The following is a 17,770-nucleotide window of genomic DNA, read 5'->3' as shown; positions in this document are numbered from 1 at the left end:
AGAGCTGTCCGGGATGAACAGAAGAAGTACAAATGGAGTAAAGGTCACTGATGGAACCGGGGGCCTTGCCCCAATGGCGGACAAAGAAGCAATAAAGCAATAGGCCGAAACATGCGTAATAGACGGTCACGGATAGCCGGATGCTATGCCCAGGAGATGCGACAGATAGTCATTGGCAAATCGGGCCTGCGGATCCCACTCTTCTCTGACAGCCAGAAAGTCCTTCAAGCGAGGGAAAGCCTTGTGCAATCCTGCGGTGTCCATCCTGTGCATTTTTCCCCAGTGAGGACGGCCTCCGTATTTCCAAAAAATTTCTTCGACGCAAGAAAAGTAGGCTTGGTAAGGCATGCCTTTGTACATGTGGACGGCAATGTAGGCTGAATCTCGTTCGTAGGCGGGACTGAGCCAGATGTCGTCCTTTTTTACATAACGGCACTCGATGGGAAAATGGACGGCGAAACGGTGCCGCTCGATCGCTGTCTGGATCTCCTCAATTACTTCCTTCATCCGGTCGGCGGGTACACTGTACTCCATCTCGTGGAAGCGCACCAGACGAGGGGTGGCAAAGAGACGGTGGCTCAAACCCGTTCCCGAGACGGAAGGCACAGCTTTGGCGGATAGCTGACTTGCGGACGGGCACAGGGGCGGGAATAGGCGGCAGCTCTCGGAGAGGAGCCAGAAAAAGCCGTTTTCCAAAATGAGTTGTTTGAAATGATTCCAGCGCAGATATGGACTAGGGGGGTCAGCCGTTTCATTCATGCGTTTGGCCTGGACGAGCTGTGAGTAGGGGAACAGGAAAAATTCAAAATGACGGTTTTCTGCGGTCCATTTGTCCAGTTGGTCCAGACATGTTTCCACGGGAAGCCGCATGCTCTCGTATCGGAGCTGCAGCTTCGGGATGACGCGAAGGCGTACCTTGACGATCACTCCGAGCAGACCGAGCGATACCTGCAGGGCGGGAAACAAGGAAGGATGGCTCTCAGCCGAGCAATCCACCACCTCACCTGCTGCAGTTACGATGGTCAGGCCGACAACCTGCGTGGACAGGCTGCCAAACCGGATGCCCGTGCCGTGTGTTCCTGTACTGACTGCTCCAGCGATGGATTGGGCATTGATATCCCCCAGATTTTCTTGAGAGAGGCCGTGGGAGTGAAGCAGTTCGCCGAGCGCTTTCAGCTTGGTCCCTGCCCATACCTCGGCGACTCCTTTTTCGGCATCTACGCTTGCCAGACCTTGCAGACGGTCAAGAGACAACAGGCATTCATCGGTCTGGACCAGACCTGTAAACGAGTGGCCGGAACCGACTACACGGATGCGCAGCCCCTGCCCGGCACATTGCTTCACGATGGCGACGACATCGGCAATGCTTCCCGGAAAAACGATCTGGTCAGGCCGGCTCTGCACATTGCCGGCCCAGTTTCTCCACAGCTTTCCGGACTTGCTCACGATTGGCATAAGCCATCCCCCCTGTAAGTCGTCACTTCTTTGACGATACGTCCATCTGACACACAGTAGAGCCGGGTGAAGTGTTCGCACAGCTCGCCCGCTTTGGCGTGGCGGAAAAAGATCGGATCGCCGAGCTGCAAAGTCTCCCCTCCGCGGTAGCGAACCGGTGTCTGTACCTCGCCAGCCCCTTCGTTTGGAAGCAGAGAAGCACCTTTCGGCAGGTAAGGCTTGGGGAGTTTGTCTCTCCCGGCTGAGCCCGAAGCGATGAAGCCACCTCCAGCGCAGGTAAAAATACCAGCAGCAGGCTTGCGAACGATCTCGACTGCATAACCGGCCGCCGGCTGGCAGCGAAAATCGATATAGTGGTCAAAAAGGCCGGGAGCAAAGAATCCGGAACCGGCTGTCACTTCAGTAATTGCGTCTTCTTTTCCCGTCCAATGAAGGCTTCCGGTGCCGCCGCCGTTAAAAAAGCGGAGGGAAATTCCCATCTGTCGGACGGTTTCCAGGAGCAAGGCGCGGCGGTCGCGAATTTCACGTCGAGACACATGCTTGAGCATACGGACGGCGATATTTTTGAAAATGCTTCCTGGCGCGCGGTCGCCTACCCCGGCTATCTGCGCTTCGTACCCCATCAAGCCTGCTGCCTCCAGGTGATCGGACGCGACAATGCGGCGCAGGACATAGAGGGCTTGTTCGATGGACCGCACAGAAGAACGCCAGACACCGAAGTGGAGTCCGAAAAAGTCGGTGGACATGTCGGCATCCAGACATACAGGCAGTCTTACCTTGAACTGACGAGCGAACTTTTCCAGGTGTTCTGCATGCTCGACCGAGTCGACCATGAATGTGATGGCGTGTCCGTCCCTGACGGCTATAGCCAGCTTCTCCAGCCAAACCGGCTCCCATATCGGGTATCCCAGCAACAGGTCATCCAGACCGTGGTTAGCCAGATGAAGAGCTTCCGGGGCCGAATAACACATGATTCCCCGAAAGCAGTCATCCATCTCCAGCAAATGCTTCAAAAGCTCGACGCTGCGAATCGATTTACTGGCAATGCGAATCATTTTTCCCTGGCTGCGGAGGCGGATCTGCTGGGCATTGATCCCGAGTAGATCCAGATCGACAAAGGCAAAAGGCTTGGGGATTCCAGCAAATATCGTTTGATAGTAGCGGTAATCGCGCACGGAACAGCCACCTTCCCGCAATGCACTGCTAACACTCATAATAGTACAAATATTCCGTTTATTCATGAAATATTTGTGTTTTGCCAGGGAAGCACAAAATAGAAAATTTGGCACACTTCTTTTTGAACGTTTTGTGATAAACTAACTGACGTATAATTTGTTGATATATAGACAACTGGGGGTGCTCGTGCATTGATGGCGTTTTTAGAGAATCTTGTTGGGATTTTCAATGATTTCCTGTGGTCGAAAATCCTCATTGCAGTGCTCATTATTTTAGGTATTTATTTTACTTTTCAAACAAAATTCGTGCAATTTCGAATGGCAGGAGAAATGTTCCGCCTCCTGGGCGAAGGAGCAAAAGGGGCAGGAAAGAAGAAAGAGAGCATTTCCTCCTTCCAGGCTTTTTGCATCAGTACCGCGTCACGGGTCGGAACAGGGAATTTGGCCGGTGTAGCCATGGCGATCTCTGTGGGAGGACCCGGGGCTGTCTTCTGGATGTGGCTGATCGCCCTGATCGGTTCCGCTTCTGCGTTCGTGGAAAGCACACTGGCGCAGATCTATAAGGTGAAGGATGCGAGCGGCTTTCGCGGCGGCCCTGCCTACTACATGGAGCAAGGGCTGAAAAAGCGTTGGATGGGTGTGCTGTTCGCCATCCTGATTACGCTCTGTTTCGGGTTTGTGTTCAACGCCGTACAGGCGAATACGATCACCCAGGCGTTTCAGACTGCCTATGGCGTCAACCGTACTCTGATGGGAGTAATTCTTTCGGTTGTAACTGGTATTATCATTTTTGGTGGTGTCAAACGGATTGCGAAGGTAGCTGAATTCCTCGTGCCGTTCATGGCTGGGGCCTACGTACTCGTTGCGCTCTTCGTCGTCGTGACCAACATCGGACAGCTTCCGGGCGTGCTGGCCCTGATCGTCAAGTCGGCGTTCGGCATGGAGCAGGTGGTCGGCGGCGGTCTTGGCGCTGCGATCATGCAGGGCATCAAGCGAGGACTGTTTTCCAACGAAGCGGGTATGGGGAGCGCAGCCAACGCTGCAGCTACAGCTGATGTGACGCACCCTGTGAAGCAAGGGCTCATTCAGGCGCTTGGTGTCTTCGTCGATACCCTGCTTGTCTGCAGTGCTACTGCATTTATCGTGCTGCTTTCCGGCATGTATACGACAGAAGGACTGGACGGAATCGCCCTCACCCAGGCCGCGCTCAGCTCGCATGTAGGCGGCTGGGCAAGCTCGTTTGTCGCTTTGATCGTCCTCTTGTTTGCCTTCAGCTCGGTGGTAGGCAACTACTACTACGGGGAAACCAACATCGAGTTTATCAAGTCGGACAAGAAGTGGCTGACGATTTACCGCCTGCTGGTAGTGGGCATGGTCATGTTCGGATCGGTAGCCAAAATCAGCATTGTCTGGGATCTCGCCGATCTCTTCATGGCTTTGATGGCGCTCCTCAACCTGTTTGCAATCGCCGTGCTGGGGAAAGTCGCATTTGCCGCTCTGAAGGATTATACAAAGCAAAAGAAAGCCGGCAAGAATCCGGTATTTCACGCAAGCTCCATCCCAGGCCTCCCGAAGGTCGAGTGCTGGTCAGAGGAAGCGAGCGAGAAAAAAGCAGTATCATAACGTTGGCAACGGATATGGAAGAGTGGTCCTTAAACAGGGGACCGCTCTTTTTTTGTTGATAAAAAACCGGGCTCTTCATTTTCTCAAGCCGGTCTTCCGGATATACCAGCGGCGTTTATGAAAGGAGATAGACCTGTATTTCTGGGCCATTCTGAAGAGTTGCTCACGAGTAAGTGATGCTGGTGTTGAGGAGCAGCTTTTGTTAAGGGCACTTCTTGCAACCAGATGACCGGGGTAGTGAGCTTTCACGAAGTTACCGTAGGTTTCGAACTCGGAGAAGCCGGCATAACTCTGTTTGTTGGTCTTCTTGATAATCGCCCAGTACCACCTAGTCTTATGCCTGGCCTCAATTTTCCACTTCAGTCGGGAGAGCTTCGATTTGTCGAACAGCATATAGTGGGCAACGAAAGAGCGCGAGGCGGTTGGCTTGGTCCCCAGCAATTTCTTATAGGTGCGAAAATACTCGGGACGACTCCAGTTACGGCAGTAAAAAACGGTTTTCCCGTTGACGAGAAAGACATGAGGGCGGATGAGAATGGTGTCGGCGTCGATCACAAGATAATACTTTCGCTTGGTCAGGTTTCCTCCCGCCAGCTTCAACAATTGTTGAAGCAGCCAGCCTGAGCGATTGGTGCGTTTGGTTTGGTAGCGAATGTCTTTTTTTGTAATCGGAAGGACGCGTTTTTCATTGATGAAGGTGCAGTTTTTACGCCGGCAAAGGGCTTGGATTCGCTTGCTTGGTGGCGATACAACCATGATCTTGCCGATCGGATGCTTTACTTGTGTACGGATACTGTCAATGACATAGGGAAGAGTGCCAAGGTCTTTCTCGATAGCCGGGATCAGGACATCAATTTTGGTAGAGCTGTTGAAGGTCCTGTTTGCTGAATGTGTCAACTTCTCAACTCCTTTTCGCTTAGCACTTTCAAGCATATGTGTCTGAACAGGTCGGCTAGTGTGTCCGAACGTTCCAGATAGGATATGATTTTTTTCCTTAGGGTGAATACGACAGATATGGAAAACCTGCAAAATGGGGGTCTGTCTGCCTTCTTGAGTCAATGAGTTAAGTATGTATTGTTCAAATTATGTAAAACCCTGAAACCCTCCTCACTTTGTCTCGTCGAAATCAGAGAAATTGTAATGAATGATGCGTGGTCTTGTATAATTGTGGGAAAAAAGGGAAGGTGATCATGTGATTTTAGGTATATTTATCCTCAGTATGCTGAGTTTTGCTTGTTTACTCTCTATCGCAATGAACTCAAAAGAACTCGTAAAACAAAACAAACAGATTATTGAATTGCTTCAGGCAAATCAAAAGGACAAAAAAGATATTTAACATACCAGAACATGCAGGGCTTTCACGAGGACTGTTGATCGTGTACGAGGCGTCCGGAGCAGCCGGTCCTATTTTGGAGAATTCTTGGCACGCTGTCCGGTGAAGGAAATAAGCTGCTGATGTACGAAAATCCCACAGTTAAATCACGAATGTTCGGTTTTAATGTTCGTATTTAGGTTGTCAGACGACTGATCTTTCGATGGTTTTATGCCAAAACCAATAAAAAGACGAATAAAAATTATCCAATTGATTGACATAATTCATTATCTGCGTTATCATGCAAATTGTTGCGAGTTTCAAAAACGAAAAATCCGATAGATTCGTATATCCTCAGAAATAAGGTTTGAGGGTCTCTACAAGGAACCGTAAATTCCTAACTACGAATGGGTGTATCGCTATACCCGTTCGCTTGTTGGGTTTTTTTATTGCGAGGAGGATATGAACATGAGTAATATGAACAACAAATATGACGTGATTGTGGTAGGTGCCGGACCGGCAGGAATCTTCGCTGCCTATGAATTGACACTGAAAGCGCCGAAGGCAAAAGTCCTGTTGATTGATAAAGGCCATGACATTTACTCGCGCCGCTGCCCGATTTTGGAGGAGAAAATCAAGCTTTGCCCGCCCCCGGCAGGAAAGAAGGATTTCGCAGGCTGTCTGCCGGCCTGTTCGATCACAGCCGGATTTGGCGGAGCCGGCGCGTACAGCGACGGGAAATTCAACATTACCACCGAATTCGGCGGCTGGATGACCGATTATTTGGCTCCATCCCAGGTGCTGGATCTGATTAAATACGTCGACTCCATCAACCTGGAGCACGGTGCGACGACAGCAATTACCGATCCGACGACCGAAACGATCAAAAGCATCGAGCAGCGCGGATATGCAGCAGGGCTGAAGCTCCTGAGAGCTGAGGTGCGCCACCTGGGCACGGAGCAAAACCTGGAGATTCTCAAGTCGATTTATGAATACTTGAAAACGCGCATCGACATGATGTTCAAGACCGAGGTCGAAGATATCCTGACGGTCAAGGAAGCGGACGGTCACCGCGTTCGAGGCGTGGTGCTGAAAAACGGCGAGGAATATTTGAGCGACAACGTGATGATCGGGCCCGGCCGTGACGGTTCCGCCTGGCTGACGGGGATTTTGAAAAAGCGCCGTCTGAAAATGTACAACAACCAGGTAGACGTAGGCGTGCGGGTCGAGACGTCCGACGTGGTGATGCGCGAGATCAATGAGCATCTGTACGAAGGAAAATTCATCTTCAACACATCGGTCGGGACGAGGGTGCGCACCTTCTGCAGCAACCCGTCCGGTCACGTCGTCGTGGAAAACCACAGCGGCGTCATGGCGGCAAACGGCCACTCTTACAAGGACCCTGCGCTGGGCTCCCAGAATACAAACTTTGCTCTGCTCGTTTCGCACAAATTTACCGAGCCGTTTGACAAGCCGAACGAATACGCTCGCGAAATTTGCAAACGCGCCAACGATCTTTCCAATGGCGGCGTCATCGTCCAGAAATACGGAGACATTTTGCGCGGACGCCGCTCTACCGAGTCCCGCATCCGCGAAGGGTTTTTGGAGCCGACGCTCAAGGAAGCCGTTCCCGGCGATTTGGGCCTGGTTCTGCCGTACAATACGATGAAAAGCTTGATCGAAATGGTCGAGGCGCTGGACAAGGTGACACCGGGAATCGCTTCCGAGCACACACTGTTCTATGGCGTAGAGGCCAAATTTTACTCTGCCCGTCCAAAGCTGACCGAGGAGTTCGAGACGGAAATCAAAGGGCTGTACTGCGGCGGCGACGGTGCGGGCATTACGCGCGGACTGGCACAGGCCGGGGCTGCAGGCGTATGGATCGCCCGTAATATCATCAAAAAATCGTTGCAGTAGCATAGTCTATAAATCGGAAAAAGCAGGTGCTCCAAAGTCTCAAGCAGACAGCGGGGCACCTGCTTTTGCATTGCATATAGGGGAGTGGCGGGCATGGGTACGAAATTCGACAGCAGATTGTTTGGCCAGCATGCGAGGCCGAAAACGACCAGTTGTGCATCTTCAGAACCAGTCGAATGATGGAACTTTTTTCACACATTCTTACATTATTCGTAGTCGCTGGGACTTTTCTCAGTCTATAATGGCATCAAGAGCATTTCGCAAGTACGACAGGCAAGAGGGGGTACATATGTTTCAGTTGGTCCGCAACACCTTGACGAACAAAGAAGGCTTTATGATCTTTATTTTATGGAATCATCTCTGGGTTGCAGGCTGGATCGCGTATCAGATGGATGTGAACTTCTGGAAGGTCACCTCCGCAGGCTTGCTGGCAACACTGATCGTTTCTCCGTTGTACTTCATTCGCAAGGACAGCTACTTGATCCGGTATCTGGTCGGAATTGGTCTTCTCTATTACTCGATTGCATTTGACCACTATACACCGTTTCAGGAAATCTCGTTTCTCGCGTTCATCGTCCTGGGCTTTTTGGCAGCCTATCTGGACTGGAAGCTGATTGTATCGGCGGGGGCGATGCAGGTTGCGGCGACATTAATCGGATTTTACACCGGTTCTTACCAGTTGTTTGACGGCCATTTTTCGGAAGTCAATTTGCTGCTTCGCATTGTCGCTTTCGTGCTGATGATCGCGGGGCTCACCTATCTCTGTCTGGCTGGACAAGCGTCGCTTGCAAAAGCGGACAGCGCGAGACGGGAAGCCGAAGACAAAGAGCAGCGCCTGGAAGAGCTGCTGCGGAATATCAAGATGGTAACAGAGCAGGTGGAGCGCACATCCGTGCATGTCCATGAGCATGCCGAGACGACAAGGCGCAACACGGACGAGATGATGGTCGCCTTCAAGGAAGTGGCGACCGGAATGGAATCCCAAGCCAATTCCACTGTCAAAATCGAGGAAGAAGTGCAATCGATCGACCAGGAAATTGTGACTGTCAACGAGCAAGCGGCCGTCATGAAGGCGGAAGCGGATCAGAACAGCCGCCGCTTGGCAGGAAGCATCAGCATGATGAGCGAGCTTTCCGAGCAAATGGAGCAAATCGTTCAGGCGGTCAATGTGGCGTCTTCGACGATCCGCGAGCTGAACAAGCAAGCCAACAAGGTCGAGGAAATCGTCCAGACGATCAACCAGATCGCGACACAGACGAACCTGCTCGCGCTCAATGCCGCGATCGAATCGGCTCGTGCGGGTGAGCACGGCCGGGGCTTCGCCGTCGTGGCGGACGAGGTGCGCAAGCTGGCTGAGCAAAGCGCGACGGCTACGCAGGAGATCGCCGGAATTTTGCAGTCGCTGCATCAAGAAAGTGAAAATGCGGTGAAGCATATGAGCACGGGCGAAGTGTCGGTAGCAAAGGGGCAGGAGCTGGCGGTAGAGACAGTGGCGTCTATCGAGACGGTTCGTGCAGGCATGGAAGCGTTCCTCGAGGCCGTAGAGCATGTGCGGACGAGCATGGATCGCGTGAAAATGCGCTCCGGGGAAGTGGCGGCCGAGATGTCTACGATTACAGCGGTCACCGAGGAGTCTGTTGCCAACCTGGAGGAATTGTTTGCGACGGCGGAGAACCAGCATCAAAAGGTGCGGGAGATTACCGAGGAGCTCGGCGAGCTGAACGCCTTGTCGACAAAGCTGCAGCAATCATTTCAGCGATAATCGTAATGTTTGAAATTGCAGAAAAAAGAATTGCATTTTTCAATTGATCTGCTAGAATGAATTCAATATCAATTAAATAGTTTCACCTTACCTTATCAAGAGCGGCGGAGGGACTGGCCCGATGAAGCCCGGCAACCACTGTGCACACGTGCACAGAAAGGTGCCAATTCCTACAAAATCCATTTGGATTTTGAGAGATGAGGAAGAGGTTGGCGATATACCGCAAACTCTTCCTCCGGGAAGAGTTTTTTCTTTGTACAAAGGAGGTTATTGACGAATATTAATTTTAAATAATATAATATTATTCGTGTTTTAATTATTTTATGCTCATAAAAAAACGCACTTCTTTCGTGTGTATATAATAAAAACGAATATTGTTGTGCGGACTAGTGATAGGAGAGGACACCATGAAAAAATTGCTTTTGGCATTAACAACGTTTGCTGTACTGGCAGCCGGATGCTCGACAAACAGCAGCGCCCCCGAAGACAAGGGACAAGCCCAGACAGGCGGACAAGAAACAGCGAAAAAGCGGATCGCGCTGGTGCTGCCCGAGAAAATCGGGGTTAACCCGTTCTTCCAGCAGATGGACGATGGAGCGAAGAAAGCCGCCCAAGAATTCGGGGTGGATGTCAAGACGATTGAATCCACAGACCACGGGGCTATCGAGGAAAATATCCGCGTGGCAGTGGCCGAGCAATACGATTTGATCATCACGTCTTCCTTTGAAGCCGAGGATGCGCTGAAAAAGGTAGCGACAGAAAATCCTGACCGCACCTTCGCCATCATCGATACGCAAGTTGATTTGCCCAACGTCCGCAGTGTCATGTTCCGCGAGCAAGAGGCTGCATACCTGGTCGGAGCGGCTGCCGGTTTGGCAACCAAAAGCAACAAGGTAGGGATCGTCGCAGCAATGGACATTCCGATCCTGAAAAAATGGACAGTCGGGTTTCAGGAAGGGCTCAAGGCGACCAACCCGAACGCGGAAGTGCAGATCAACTACGTCGGCAGCTTCAGCGACCCGGCAAAAGCGAAGGAGCTGGCGCTGCTGCAGGCTTCCAAAGGAGCGGACTTTATTTACGGCGCAGCGGCTGTAGGAGATCTTGGCGTGTTTGAAGCAGCCAAGGAAAAAGGCTTCTACACCTCCGGACAAGACGTTGACCGGACCAGCATCGACCCTGAGCATATCGTCCTGTCCCAGTTGAAAGGAACGGACTCCGCTGTGTATGAAACGGTGAAGGCATTTGTGGACGGCAGCTTGAAGCCGGGTGTCGTCGCCTACGGACTGAAGGAGAACGGCGTCGGCGTGACCTATGTTACGCATGACAGCCCGACTCCGTTGAACCCGTTCATTGGAGAAGAAGTCGTCAGCAAGGTAAAGGCGATCAAGGATGAGATCGTCGCGGGGACGAGAACCGTGACAGACCCGCTGAAACAATAGCAAGAGCGCTGATTCGGAAACCGGCTACATGAGCGTAGTCGGTTTCCTGCTCTACCGGGAAGACAAAAGAGGGAGGGGAAAAAGGTGGCGAACCGACTGGAAATGCGAGGCATGACCAAGCGCTACGGCGATTTTACCGCCAATGACAACGTTTCGTTTACGTTGAAAGAGGGGGAGGTCCATGCGATCGTCGGCGAGAACGGAGCGGGCAAAACCACGCTGATGCGCATGCTGTACGGTATGGAGCAGCCCACTGCCGGAGAGATCGCAGTAAATGGCAAGCCCGTCGTCTTTCGCGGCCCGGAGGATGCGATCCGCCACGGGATTGGCATGGTTCACCAGCACTTCATGCTGTTTCCCGACTTTACCGTTGCGGAAAATATCGTGATCGGCTACGAACCGCAGCGCAAAGGGCTGTTTCAGCGAAAAGAAGCGGCGAGTGCAGTCCGCTCGCTCAGTGAGCGATACCGGATACCGATCAACGAGAACGCCAAGGTATCCAGCTGCTCCGTAGGGGAGCAGCAGCGGGTAGAAATCCTGAAGGTGCTCTACCAGGGTGCAGATATTATCGTGCTGGACGAGCCGACTGCGGTGCTCACGCCGCTGGAGGTAAAGGAGCTGCTGCAGACGATCCGCCATTTGGCCGAAAGCGGCAAAAGCGTCATTTTGATTACCCACAAGCTCCAGGAGGTCATGGAGGTGGCAGACCGGGTCACTGTCCTGCGCGGGGGGCGCGTGACCGGAACCGTTTCCCGAAGCGAAACCAATGCGGACGACCTCGCCCGTATGATGGTAGGCCGCGAGCTTCAGCAGCTCAGTGACCGGGTCCGCCTGGAAGGAAAGCCGCTTTTGCGGGTGCAGGGCCTGAGCGTCCGGGAAAAACAAACGCTCGTAGACGACGTGACGTTTTCCGTACACCACGGGGAGATCGTCGGGATCGCCGGGGTTTCCGGCAACGGGCAATCCGAGCTTTTGGAGGCATTGACCGGCCTGCGGGCTGTTTCGGAAGGGAAAGTCTATCTCGGAGAAAAGGATGTGACTGGCCAGTCGGTGGCAGCGATTCGCGAGGCAGGATTGGCCCACATTCCCGAAGACCGCTACCTGTGGGGGACAGCAAAGCGGGAAAGCGTCGAGGAAAACGCGCTGATGGGCTATCAGCGCAAGCCGGAGTACATGCGCCGCGGTGTCGTTTTGCGCAGCAAATTCCGCCGTGTCGTGGAAGAGTGGGTCGAGCGGTTTGCGATCAAGACAGGCTCTCTTCATTTGAAAGAGCAGGCAGGCAACCTCTCCGGGGGCAATTTGCAAAAGCTGATTGTCGCCCGCGAGCTGGGACAGAATACACCACTGTTGATCGCGGCCGAGCCTACTCGCGGCGTTGACATCGGCGCGATGGAATACATCCATCAGGCTCTGCTGGAAAAGCGGAACAATGGAGACGGCATTTTGCTCGTCTCGTCTGAATTGACAGAAATACTGGCGCTGTCCGACCGGATTTTGGTGATGTACAAAGGGAGGATCGCCGGGGAGCTGACACGCTCGGAAGCGACAGAGGAGAAAATCAGCGTATTGATGGCGGGAGGAAGCGTGTATGGCAGCAGTCAAGCAGCTATGTAAGTCATTGGTTCAGCCGCTGCTGGCAGTGATCATCGGCCTGTTGACAGGTGCGCTGGTCATTGCCGCCGTGGGCGAATCGATTATCGGTACGTATCAAGAGATGTGGAAGGGAGCCTTTGGCAGCTTCTACTTCCTGACCTCCACGCTGGCCCGGGCCACGCCGATCATGCTGATCGGACTGGGGCTGTCGCTCGCTTTTCGCGCCGGGGTATTCAATCTGGGGGCCGAGGGACAGATGGTAACGGGAGCGATCAGTGCGACGTTGGTGGCCCTTTATCTGCCCGCGCCCGGCTTCGTCAAAATGGTGGCCGCTCTGGTAACGGGCGTGCTTGCCGGAGGGTTGTGGTCGCTTTTTGCCGGGTATTTGGAGGTGCGCTTTCGGATTCAATTGCTGATTTCCTCGCTGCTGCTCAATTATGTCGCCGTTTTGTTCGCAGGGTATCTCGTCAGCGAGCCGTTCCAGGACAAAACCGGGTCCGCTGCCATGGCCCAGACCCCGATGCTGGAAAAAAGCGTCTGGCTGCCAAAGCTGTTCGCCGGGATGAGCGTCCATGCAGGCTTTTTGTTTGCCTTGGCTGCTGCTCTTCTGATCTTTTTCGTCATTCGCTATACTCCGTTCGGGTACGAAGTGAAAATGCTCGGGCAAAACCCGTTCTTTTCCCGCTATGGCGGAGTGAACAGAGTTCGGGTGATGCTGACCGGCATGTTTTTCAGCGGCGGACTGGCCGGATTGGCCGGGACTGTCGAGGTATTGGGCTCGCATTATCGGTATGTGGAAGGCGCCCTGACGCTTCCGAACTTCGCCTGGACCGGGCTGATGGCGACCCTGCTGGCCAACTCTCACCCGATTGGCGTTGTGTTTACTTCCTTGCTGCTCGCGGCTCTGCAGACAGGTGCCATGGGAGTGGAGCGGAATACGGATGTGCCGCTTGAACTGGCCAGTGTGATTCAAGCTGTTTTAATTTTGTTTATATCAGCTAAATTCAGTTACGACTGGTGGAAAAATCGCAACAACAAGAGGAGGGAATCTCATGGAGCTGTTTGATTGGTCCCTCGTCAGTTCCACCATCCGCATGGTGACGCCTATTTTGCTCGCAGCCCTGGGCGGTGCGCTCTGTTCGCGCGTCGGCATTTTCAACGTCGGTCTGGAGGGGTTGATCCTGGTTGGCGCCTTTTCCGCCATCGTCGGCAATCACTTTACCGGGAGCCTGCTGCTGGCGCTGCTGTTTGCAGCTCTCGTAACCGTTCTGTTCTCGCTGCTGTTTGCCTACATGACGATCGGTCTACGGGCCAATGAGATCGTCGTCGGCGTCGCGATCAACTTTCTCGGGCTGGGGCTGACCACGTTTGCCCTGCGTGCCGTTTTTGACGTAAAGGGCGCGTTTTACGACAAGGACATGGCCGGACTGCCGCAGTGGCAAATCCCGCTAATCAAAGACATTCCAGTGCTGGGAGACATCATTTCCGGGCATTCGCCGCTCGTGTACTTCGCCTTTTTGGCCGCAGTTCTGCTGCATTTTTTCTTTACCAGGACCGTTACCGGCTTTCGCGTGCTGGCTGTCGGCATGAACGCGACTGCGGCCCGCAGCCTTGGGTTGAAAGCGACTCGCCTGCAGGTGCTGGCGATCGTCATGTGCGGCGTGCTGTGCGGGATGGCCGGAGCCCAGCTATCGCTCGGCCAGGTGACGATGTTTACGGAAGGCATGACAGCCGGACGCGGCTTTATCGCACTGGTGGCGATGATGCTGGGGCAAGCCCATCCGCTCGGCATCCTCGCGTCCAGCTTCCTGTTTGGCTTGATGGACGCGCTGAGCATTCGTCTGCAAGGCTTTTCGCTGCCGACGCAGTTTACCGCCATGCTGCCGTATGTGCTGACGATCGCGGCGATGTTCTTTTTAAAGGACAAGGGCGCTTCGTCAGCCGGCTCCAGCCAGCAAAGCACGCGATAGCTGATAATAAAGCGGAGTATGAACATTTTCATTTACGACATAAAGGGGAGAGGCTCGGATGAACAAGGCTGATCGTATCAAACGGATGAAGGTGCCGGCTGTAGACCCTGCTCTGGCAAAAAGGCTGCCGCCGGGCCAGGTGCTGACGGAGAGATTTCCGATCCTGCACGAGGGAGAGGTCCCGGTCTACGATTTGCAAACATGGACGCTTCGGGTGTTTGGAGAAGTGGAGCGGGAAGTGACGCTTGGCTACGAGGAAATCCGGGCCATGCCGCAGAGTGTACTGACGTGCGACATTCATTGCGTGACCCGGTGGTCCCGGTTTGACAACCGCTTTGAAGGAGTCCGGTTCCGCGACTTTCTAAAAGCAGCGGGCATCGTGCCGAAGAGCGATTACGTCATGCTGCACGGCGACCACGGGTATACGGCCAATTTGGCTCTGTCCGATCTGGACCGGGATGACGTTCTGCTGGCCCATTCCTTCGACGGGGAGCCGCTGACGGACAAGCACGGATGGCCGCTGCGCATGATCGTGCCTCACCTCTATTTTTGGAAAAGCGTGAAATGGCTGCGGGGAATCGAATTTACCAACGAAAACAAGCCCGGCTTTTGGGAGCAGAACGGCTTTCATCTGAACGGAGACCCGTTCCGCGAAGAGCGGTTCTCCGGCGAAGCGCTGCCGATCCCGGAAGACGAGTGGGAGAAAAAGGAGTTTGATTGAGATGCTGCCCAATCTGAAAATTGATCCGGAGCAACTGCCAAAGCGAGCGATTGTGTGCGGAGACCCGAAGCGGGCTGCCCGCATCGCCGAGCTGCTGGAAGAGAGCACTCTGATCGCGGAAAACCGCGAGTACCACAGCTACAAAGGGAAGTGGAACGGAACAGAAGTAGCGGTCGTCAGCCACGGCGTAGGCTCGCCGGGAGCGGCGGTCTGCTTTGAGGAGCTGGCCAAGGGCGGGGTGAAAACGATCATCCGCGTCGGCACCGCCGGCTCTTATCAAAAGGAGGTCGAGCCGGGCAGTCTGGTGATCAGCTCGGCAGCCGTACGCCAGGACGGACTGACCAGTCAGCTCGTTCCTCCCGGCTTTCCTGCGGTAGCCAATCGTCGTGTGGTAGACGCCCTGGTCACAGCCGCAGAAAAGCAAAATACCGGTCTTCATGTCGCCGAAGGCATCACGCTGACGCTTGATGTGTTTTACAGCGGCGTGGTGGATTTCCCGCACAAGCTCTATCAAAAGGCGGGCGTGCTAGCCGTCGAAATGGAGAACACCGCGCTGTTTGTCATCTCTTCGCTGCGCGGCATGAAGGCCGGCTCGATCCTGGCGATCGACGGGTACGCTGACGCCGACCTGCTGGAGACGTACGACCCGCACACAGACTTTACCCGGAAAGCCATCGAAGCCGAGGCCCGGATCGCGCTGGATGCGATTGTGGCGGTCGAGTAGGCAGTTAGGTAATGAAATAAAAGACCGTCGGTGCTGCAATACCGACGGCAGTACATTAGTCGTCCTCTTTTCAGGAGCGGCTCAAACCTGCGGGAAGTAGATCACCAGGTTGCCAAACTCAGGGGTGATCTACTTCTTTTTGTGGAAGGACAGTACGGCTACGATTAATAAGCCGACCACCCTTAACACCCGTGCATCCGATGTGGATGCACTTTTTTATTGACAGCTTGAAGGATCAACGGCCGTTGTTGGAAGTCACCTGGAGTGTAAATAGCGTAGTACCATCGTTTGTTCTAGCAGGAGGGCTTCATTTATATGTTTTTTATTGGTCTTAGGGGAAAATCTGAGAATCTATTCTCAGATTCACTCAAAAAAGAACGTAAAAAACAAAAGCTTGAGAGATGAAACAGAAGAAAAAAGCGAAGGCCTTTGGGACACATCCCAGGCTCCATTTCAAAAGCGGGACACGCATTTAGCGTCCAACCTCTGAGATCCCCCCTTGTATAGTCTGCTTTTGGACGCGGTCCCGCTTTTGAAATGGAGCCGGACAGTGAATCCCCCACGCAGTGTCCCACCGAGCCTGGAGCTTTTTTCTTCTGTTTCATCTCCTCCCCCAAAGCCAGACCTACCACTTTTCTTAACAGACTCCTTTCACAACATTAACCCTGCATTCACGTTCTCTTAACGAAACCCCGGTATCATTCTAACTAACAAGTGAATAGATCGTTCGGTTGGAGCCCTGGAGAAACCCCCGACATTCATTACCAAGCACTTTCACATAAAGTCTTTGGCAATTGTCTTGTCGCGGGGTTTTTTGTTTTGCAAAAGGAGGAGAACCGAGATGAACCAGGCGGAATTTTTCGAGCGGCTGACCCGGCAGAAAATGATCGCGTCAGTCAAAGAACCCAAATATCTGGAAAAAGCGGCTGAAGCCAAGGTAGGCGCGGTGGTCCTGTCTACGGGAAACATCGGTGTCATCAAGCGCTATGTCGACTTTTTCAAAAGTCACGATGTTCCGGTCTTTCTCCATCTGGAGCGGATCGGGGGAATCAGCTACGACCGGGAAGGAGTCGCGTTTGTCGCTCATTACGTCAAGCCGGACGGGATCGTGACCACGCGCAATACGCTGATCAAGCTGGCGAAAAAAGAGAAGCTTTTGACCATCCAGCGGCTCTTCCTGGTAGACAGCGACGCGCTCAAGTCCGGCCTTTTATCAGTTAAGGAAACGCAGCCCGATGCCGTAGAGCTCATGCCGGCGCTATTGCCGGAATTCATCGCGGAGTACGCGCAGGAGCTGAAGGGCACGCCGATCATCGCGGGCGGGCTGATCCGCAAACGTGAACAAATGGAGACAGCCTTGCAATACGGGGCCGCAGCCGTTTCTGTGGGCAGCTATTCACTATGGAAGGAGTGTCTTGCCGATGTATCCATGCCTGTTGTTTGATCTGGACGGTACCTTGCTGGACAGCAGAGAAGCGGTCATTGACGCGGTCGCGCACACGGCGGAACGCTTTGCCCCGGGCGTTTTTACGAGGAGAGATCTGGTGGGGCGGTTCGGAGAGTCCTTTGATGATTTTCTGGCCGCCGCAGTTGGGGAGGAGTACGACCGCAAAGCAGTGATGGACAGCTACTTCTCGTATGTCCGCGCTCACCATGCAGAGCATGTCCGACTGTTTCCCCATGTTCGCGAAGATTTGGAACGGTTGAAACAAGCGGGCTTCCGTCTCGCTGTCGTGACGAATAAACAGCGCGAGTTTGCGGTTGCCGGGCTGGAGCTGGCGGGCTTATCCGAGCTGTTCGAGGCTGTTGTCAGCGTGGACGATGTTTCGCGTGGCAAGCCGTCCGCCGAGCCGATTGAAAAAGCGCTGTCCTTGCTGGGAATGGAGCCGGAGCAGGCGCTGATGATTGGCGACAGCCGGTATGATGTCCTGGCTGCTGTAGGGGCGGGCGTCAAATCAGTGGTGCTGGAATGGTACGGTGCGGAGGAATGGAACTACGTTTCTCCGGACTTTCGATATGCGGATTTTCGCAGCTTTGCCGAGGAAATGCTGGCTGTGAAGGCACAGGGAGGGGAATGAC

At 53.7% G+C, this 17,770-nt stretch carries 14 protein-coding genes and 2 riboswitches; of the genes, 11 read left to right on the top strand and 3 right to left on the bottom strand.

The genetic code is table 11. From position 1 onward, the window contains the following. Positions 1–126: 126 nt before the first annotated feature. Together NST37_RS23725 and NST37_RS23720 are read right to left on the bottom strand one after the other, a co-directional pair. Positions 127–1,455, bottom strand: coding sequence for a D-arabinono-1,4-lactone oxidase (locus NST37_RS23725; protein ID WP_031932538.1), 1,329 nt, complete (start codon positions 1,453–1,455; stop codon positions 127–129). Continuing rightward, positions 1,443–2,630, bottom strand: coding sequence for an amino acid deaminase/aldolase (locus NST37_RS23720; RefSeq protein ID WP_003388567.1), 1,188 nt, complete (start codon positions 2,628–2,630; stop codon positions 1,443–1,445). The genes NST37_RS23725 and NST37_RS23720 overlap by 13 nt, the downstream gene beginning before the upstream one ends. 195 nt (positions 2,631–2,825) lie before the next feature. Here NST37_RS23720 and NST37_RS23715 point away from each other — a divergent pair, with 195 nt between their 5' ends. Beyond that, a complete protein-coding gene (locus tag NST37_RS23715; RefSeq protein ID WP_339186817.1) occupies positions 2,826–4,253 on the top strand; it encodes an alanine/glycine:cation symporter family protein in 1,428 nt (475 codons plus the stop codon). A 75-nt stretch (positions 4,254–4,328) separates the two neighbouring features. On the opposite strand, the gene NST37_RS23710 is transcribed toward NST37_RS23715, so the two are convergent. Continuing rightward, positions 4,329–5,150, bottom strand: coding sequence for a DUF6492 family protein (locus NST37_RS23710; protein WP_031932540.1), 822 nt, complete (start codon positions 5,148–5,150; stop codon positions 4,329–4,331). A 739-nt stretch (positions 5,151–5,889) separates the two neighbouring features. Then, positions 5,890–5,989, top strand: a riboswitch (purine riboswitch). Positions 5,990–6,042: 53 nt separating this feature from the next. Between NST37_RS23710 and NST37_RS23705 the strand changes: the two genes are divergently transcribed. From NST37_RS23705 to NST37_RS23660, 10 genes are all read left to right on the top strand, one after another. Then, a complete protein-coding gene (locus NST37_RS23705) occupies positions 6,043–7,482 on the top strand; it encodes an NAD(P)/FAD-dependent oxidoreductase (RefSeq protein ID WP_024983705.1) in 1,440 nt (479 codons plus the stop codon). Between the two features lie 289 nt (positions 7,483–7,771). Then, positions 7,772–9,244, top strand: a complete 1,473-nt coding sequence (locus tag NST37_RS23700; protein ID WP_003388562.1) for a methyl-accepting chemotaxis protein — start codon at positions 7,772–7,774, stop codon at positions 9,242–9,244. 89 nt (positions 9,245–9,333) lie between these two features. Then, positions 9,334–9,448, top strand: a riboswitch (SAM riboswitch). A gap of 203 nt (positions 9,449–9,651) precedes the next feature. Beyond that, entirely contained in the window at positions 9,652–10,683 is a 1,032-nt protein-coding gene (locus NST37_RS23695) for a BMP family protein (RefSeq protein WP_003388561.1), read from the top strand. Positions 10,684–10,767: 84 nt separating this feature from the next. Next, positions 10,768–12,297 carry an ABC transporter ATP-binding protein gene (locus NST37_RS23690; protein WP_003388560.1) on the top strand — a complete coding sequence of 510 codons (1,530 nt, stop codon included), beginning with the start codon at positions 10,768–10,770 and terminating at the stop codon, positions 12,295–12,297. Then, positions 12,272–13,342 (top strand): ABC transporter permease, encoded by a 1,071-nt coding sequence (locus NST37_RS23685; protein ID WP_339185941.1) that lies wholly within the window; start codon positions 12,272–12,274, stop codon positions 13,340–13,342. Before NST37_RS23690 ends, NST37_RS23685 begins: the two co-directional genes overlap by 26 nt. Then, a complete protein-coding gene (locus NST37_RS23680; RefSeq protein ID WP_031932543.1) occupies positions 13,329–14,246 on the top strand; it encodes an ABC transporter permease in 918 nt (305 codons plus the stop codon). Before NST37_RS23685 ends, NST37_RS23680 begins: the two co-directional genes overlap by 14 nt. 58 nt (positions 14,247–14,304) lie before the next feature. Then, positions 14,305–14,967 carry a sulfite oxidase-like oxidoreductase gene (locus NST37_RS23675; protein WP_003388557.1) on the top strand — a complete coding sequence of 221 codons (663 nt, stop codon included), beginning with the start codon at positions 14,305–14,307 and terminating at the stop codon, positions 14,965–14,967. A 1-nt stretch (position 14,968) separates the two neighbouring features. Then, positions 14,969–15,691 carry a nucleoside phosphorylase gene (locus NST37_RS23670; protein ID WP_024983709.1) on the top strand — a complete coding sequence of 241 codons (723 nt, stop codon included), beginning with the start codon at positions 14,969–14,971 and terminating at the stop codon, positions 15,689–15,691. Positions 15,692–16,532: 841 nt separating this feature from the next. Continuing rightward, positions 16,533–17,135 carry a glycerol-3-phosphate responsive antiterminator gene (locus NST37_RS23665; protein WP_003388555.1) on the top strand — a complete coding sequence of 201 codons (603 nt, stop codon included), beginning with the start codon at positions 16,533–16,535 and terminating at the stop codon, positions 17,133–17,135. Further along, positions 17,113–17,769, top strand: a complete 657-nt coding sequence (locus tag NST37_RS23660; protein ID WP_031932544.1) for an HAD-IA family hydrolase — start codon at positions 17,113–17,115, stop codon at positions 17,767–17,769. Before NST37_RS23665 ends, NST37_RS23660 begins: the two co-directional genes overlap by 23 nt. Position 17,770: the final 1 nt, after the last annotated feature.

It is taken from the genome of Brevibacillus sp. FSL K6-6036 (assembly GCF_037964015.1).
Lineage (GTDB): Bacteria > Bacillota > Bacilli > Brevibacillales > Brevibacillaceae > Brevibacillus > Brevibacillus borstelensis.
The sequence above is the reverse complement of the archived record's forward strand: the minus strand, read 5'-3'. Positions and strand labels throughout refer to the sequence as shown.

What these genes read in the sequence shown, in the direction of transcription:
- NST37_RS23700 (WP_003388562.1), top strand. Translation starts at nt 7,772, where the DNA reads ATGTTTCAGTTGGTCCGCAACACCTTGACGAACAAAGAAGGCTTTATG.
- NST37_RS23705 (WP_024983705.1), top strand. Translation starts at nt 6,043, where the DNA reads ATGAACAACAAATATGACGTGATTGTGGTAGGTGCCGGACCGGCAGGA.
- NST37_RS23675 (WP_003388557.1), top strand. Translation starts at nt 14,305, where the DNA reads ATGAACAAGGCTGATCGTATCAAACGGATGAAGGTGCCGGCTGTAGAC.
- NST37_RS23725 (WP_031932538.1), bottom strand. Translation starts at nt 1,455, where the DNA reads ATGCCAATCGTGAGCAAGTCCGGAAAGCTGTGGAGAAACTGGGCCGGC.
- NST37_RS23665 (WP_003388555.1), top strand. Translation starts at nt 16,533, where the DNA reads ATGAACCAGGCGGAATTTTTCGAGCGGCTGACCCGGCAGAAAATGATC.
- NST37_RS23670 (WP_024983709.1), top strand. Translation starts at nt 14,969, where the DNA reads ATGCTGCCCAATCTGAAAATTGATCCGGAGCAACTGCCAAAGCGAGCG.
- NST37_RS23685 (WP_339185941.1), top strand. Translation starts at nt 12,272, where the DNA reads ATGGCAGCAGTCAAGCAGCTATGTAAGTCATTGGTTCAGCCGCTGCTG.
- NST37_RS23695 (WP_003388561.1), top strand. Translation starts at nt 9,652, where the DNA reads ATGAAAAAATTGCTTTTGGCATTAACAACGTTTGCTGTACTGGCAGCC.
- NST37_RS23715 (WP_339186817.1), top strand. Translation starts at nt 2,826, where the DNA reads ATGGCGTTTTTAGAGAATCTTGTTGGGATTTTCAATGATTTCCTGTGG.
- NST37_RS23660 (WP_031932544.1), top strand. Translation starts at nt 17,113, where the DNA reads ATGTATCCATGCCTGTTGTTTGATCTGGACGGTACCTTGCTGGACAGC.
- NST37_RS23680 (WP_031932543.1), top strand. Translation starts at nt 13,329, where the DNA reads ATGGAGCTGTTTGATTGGTCCCTCGTCAGTTCCACCATCCGCATGGTG.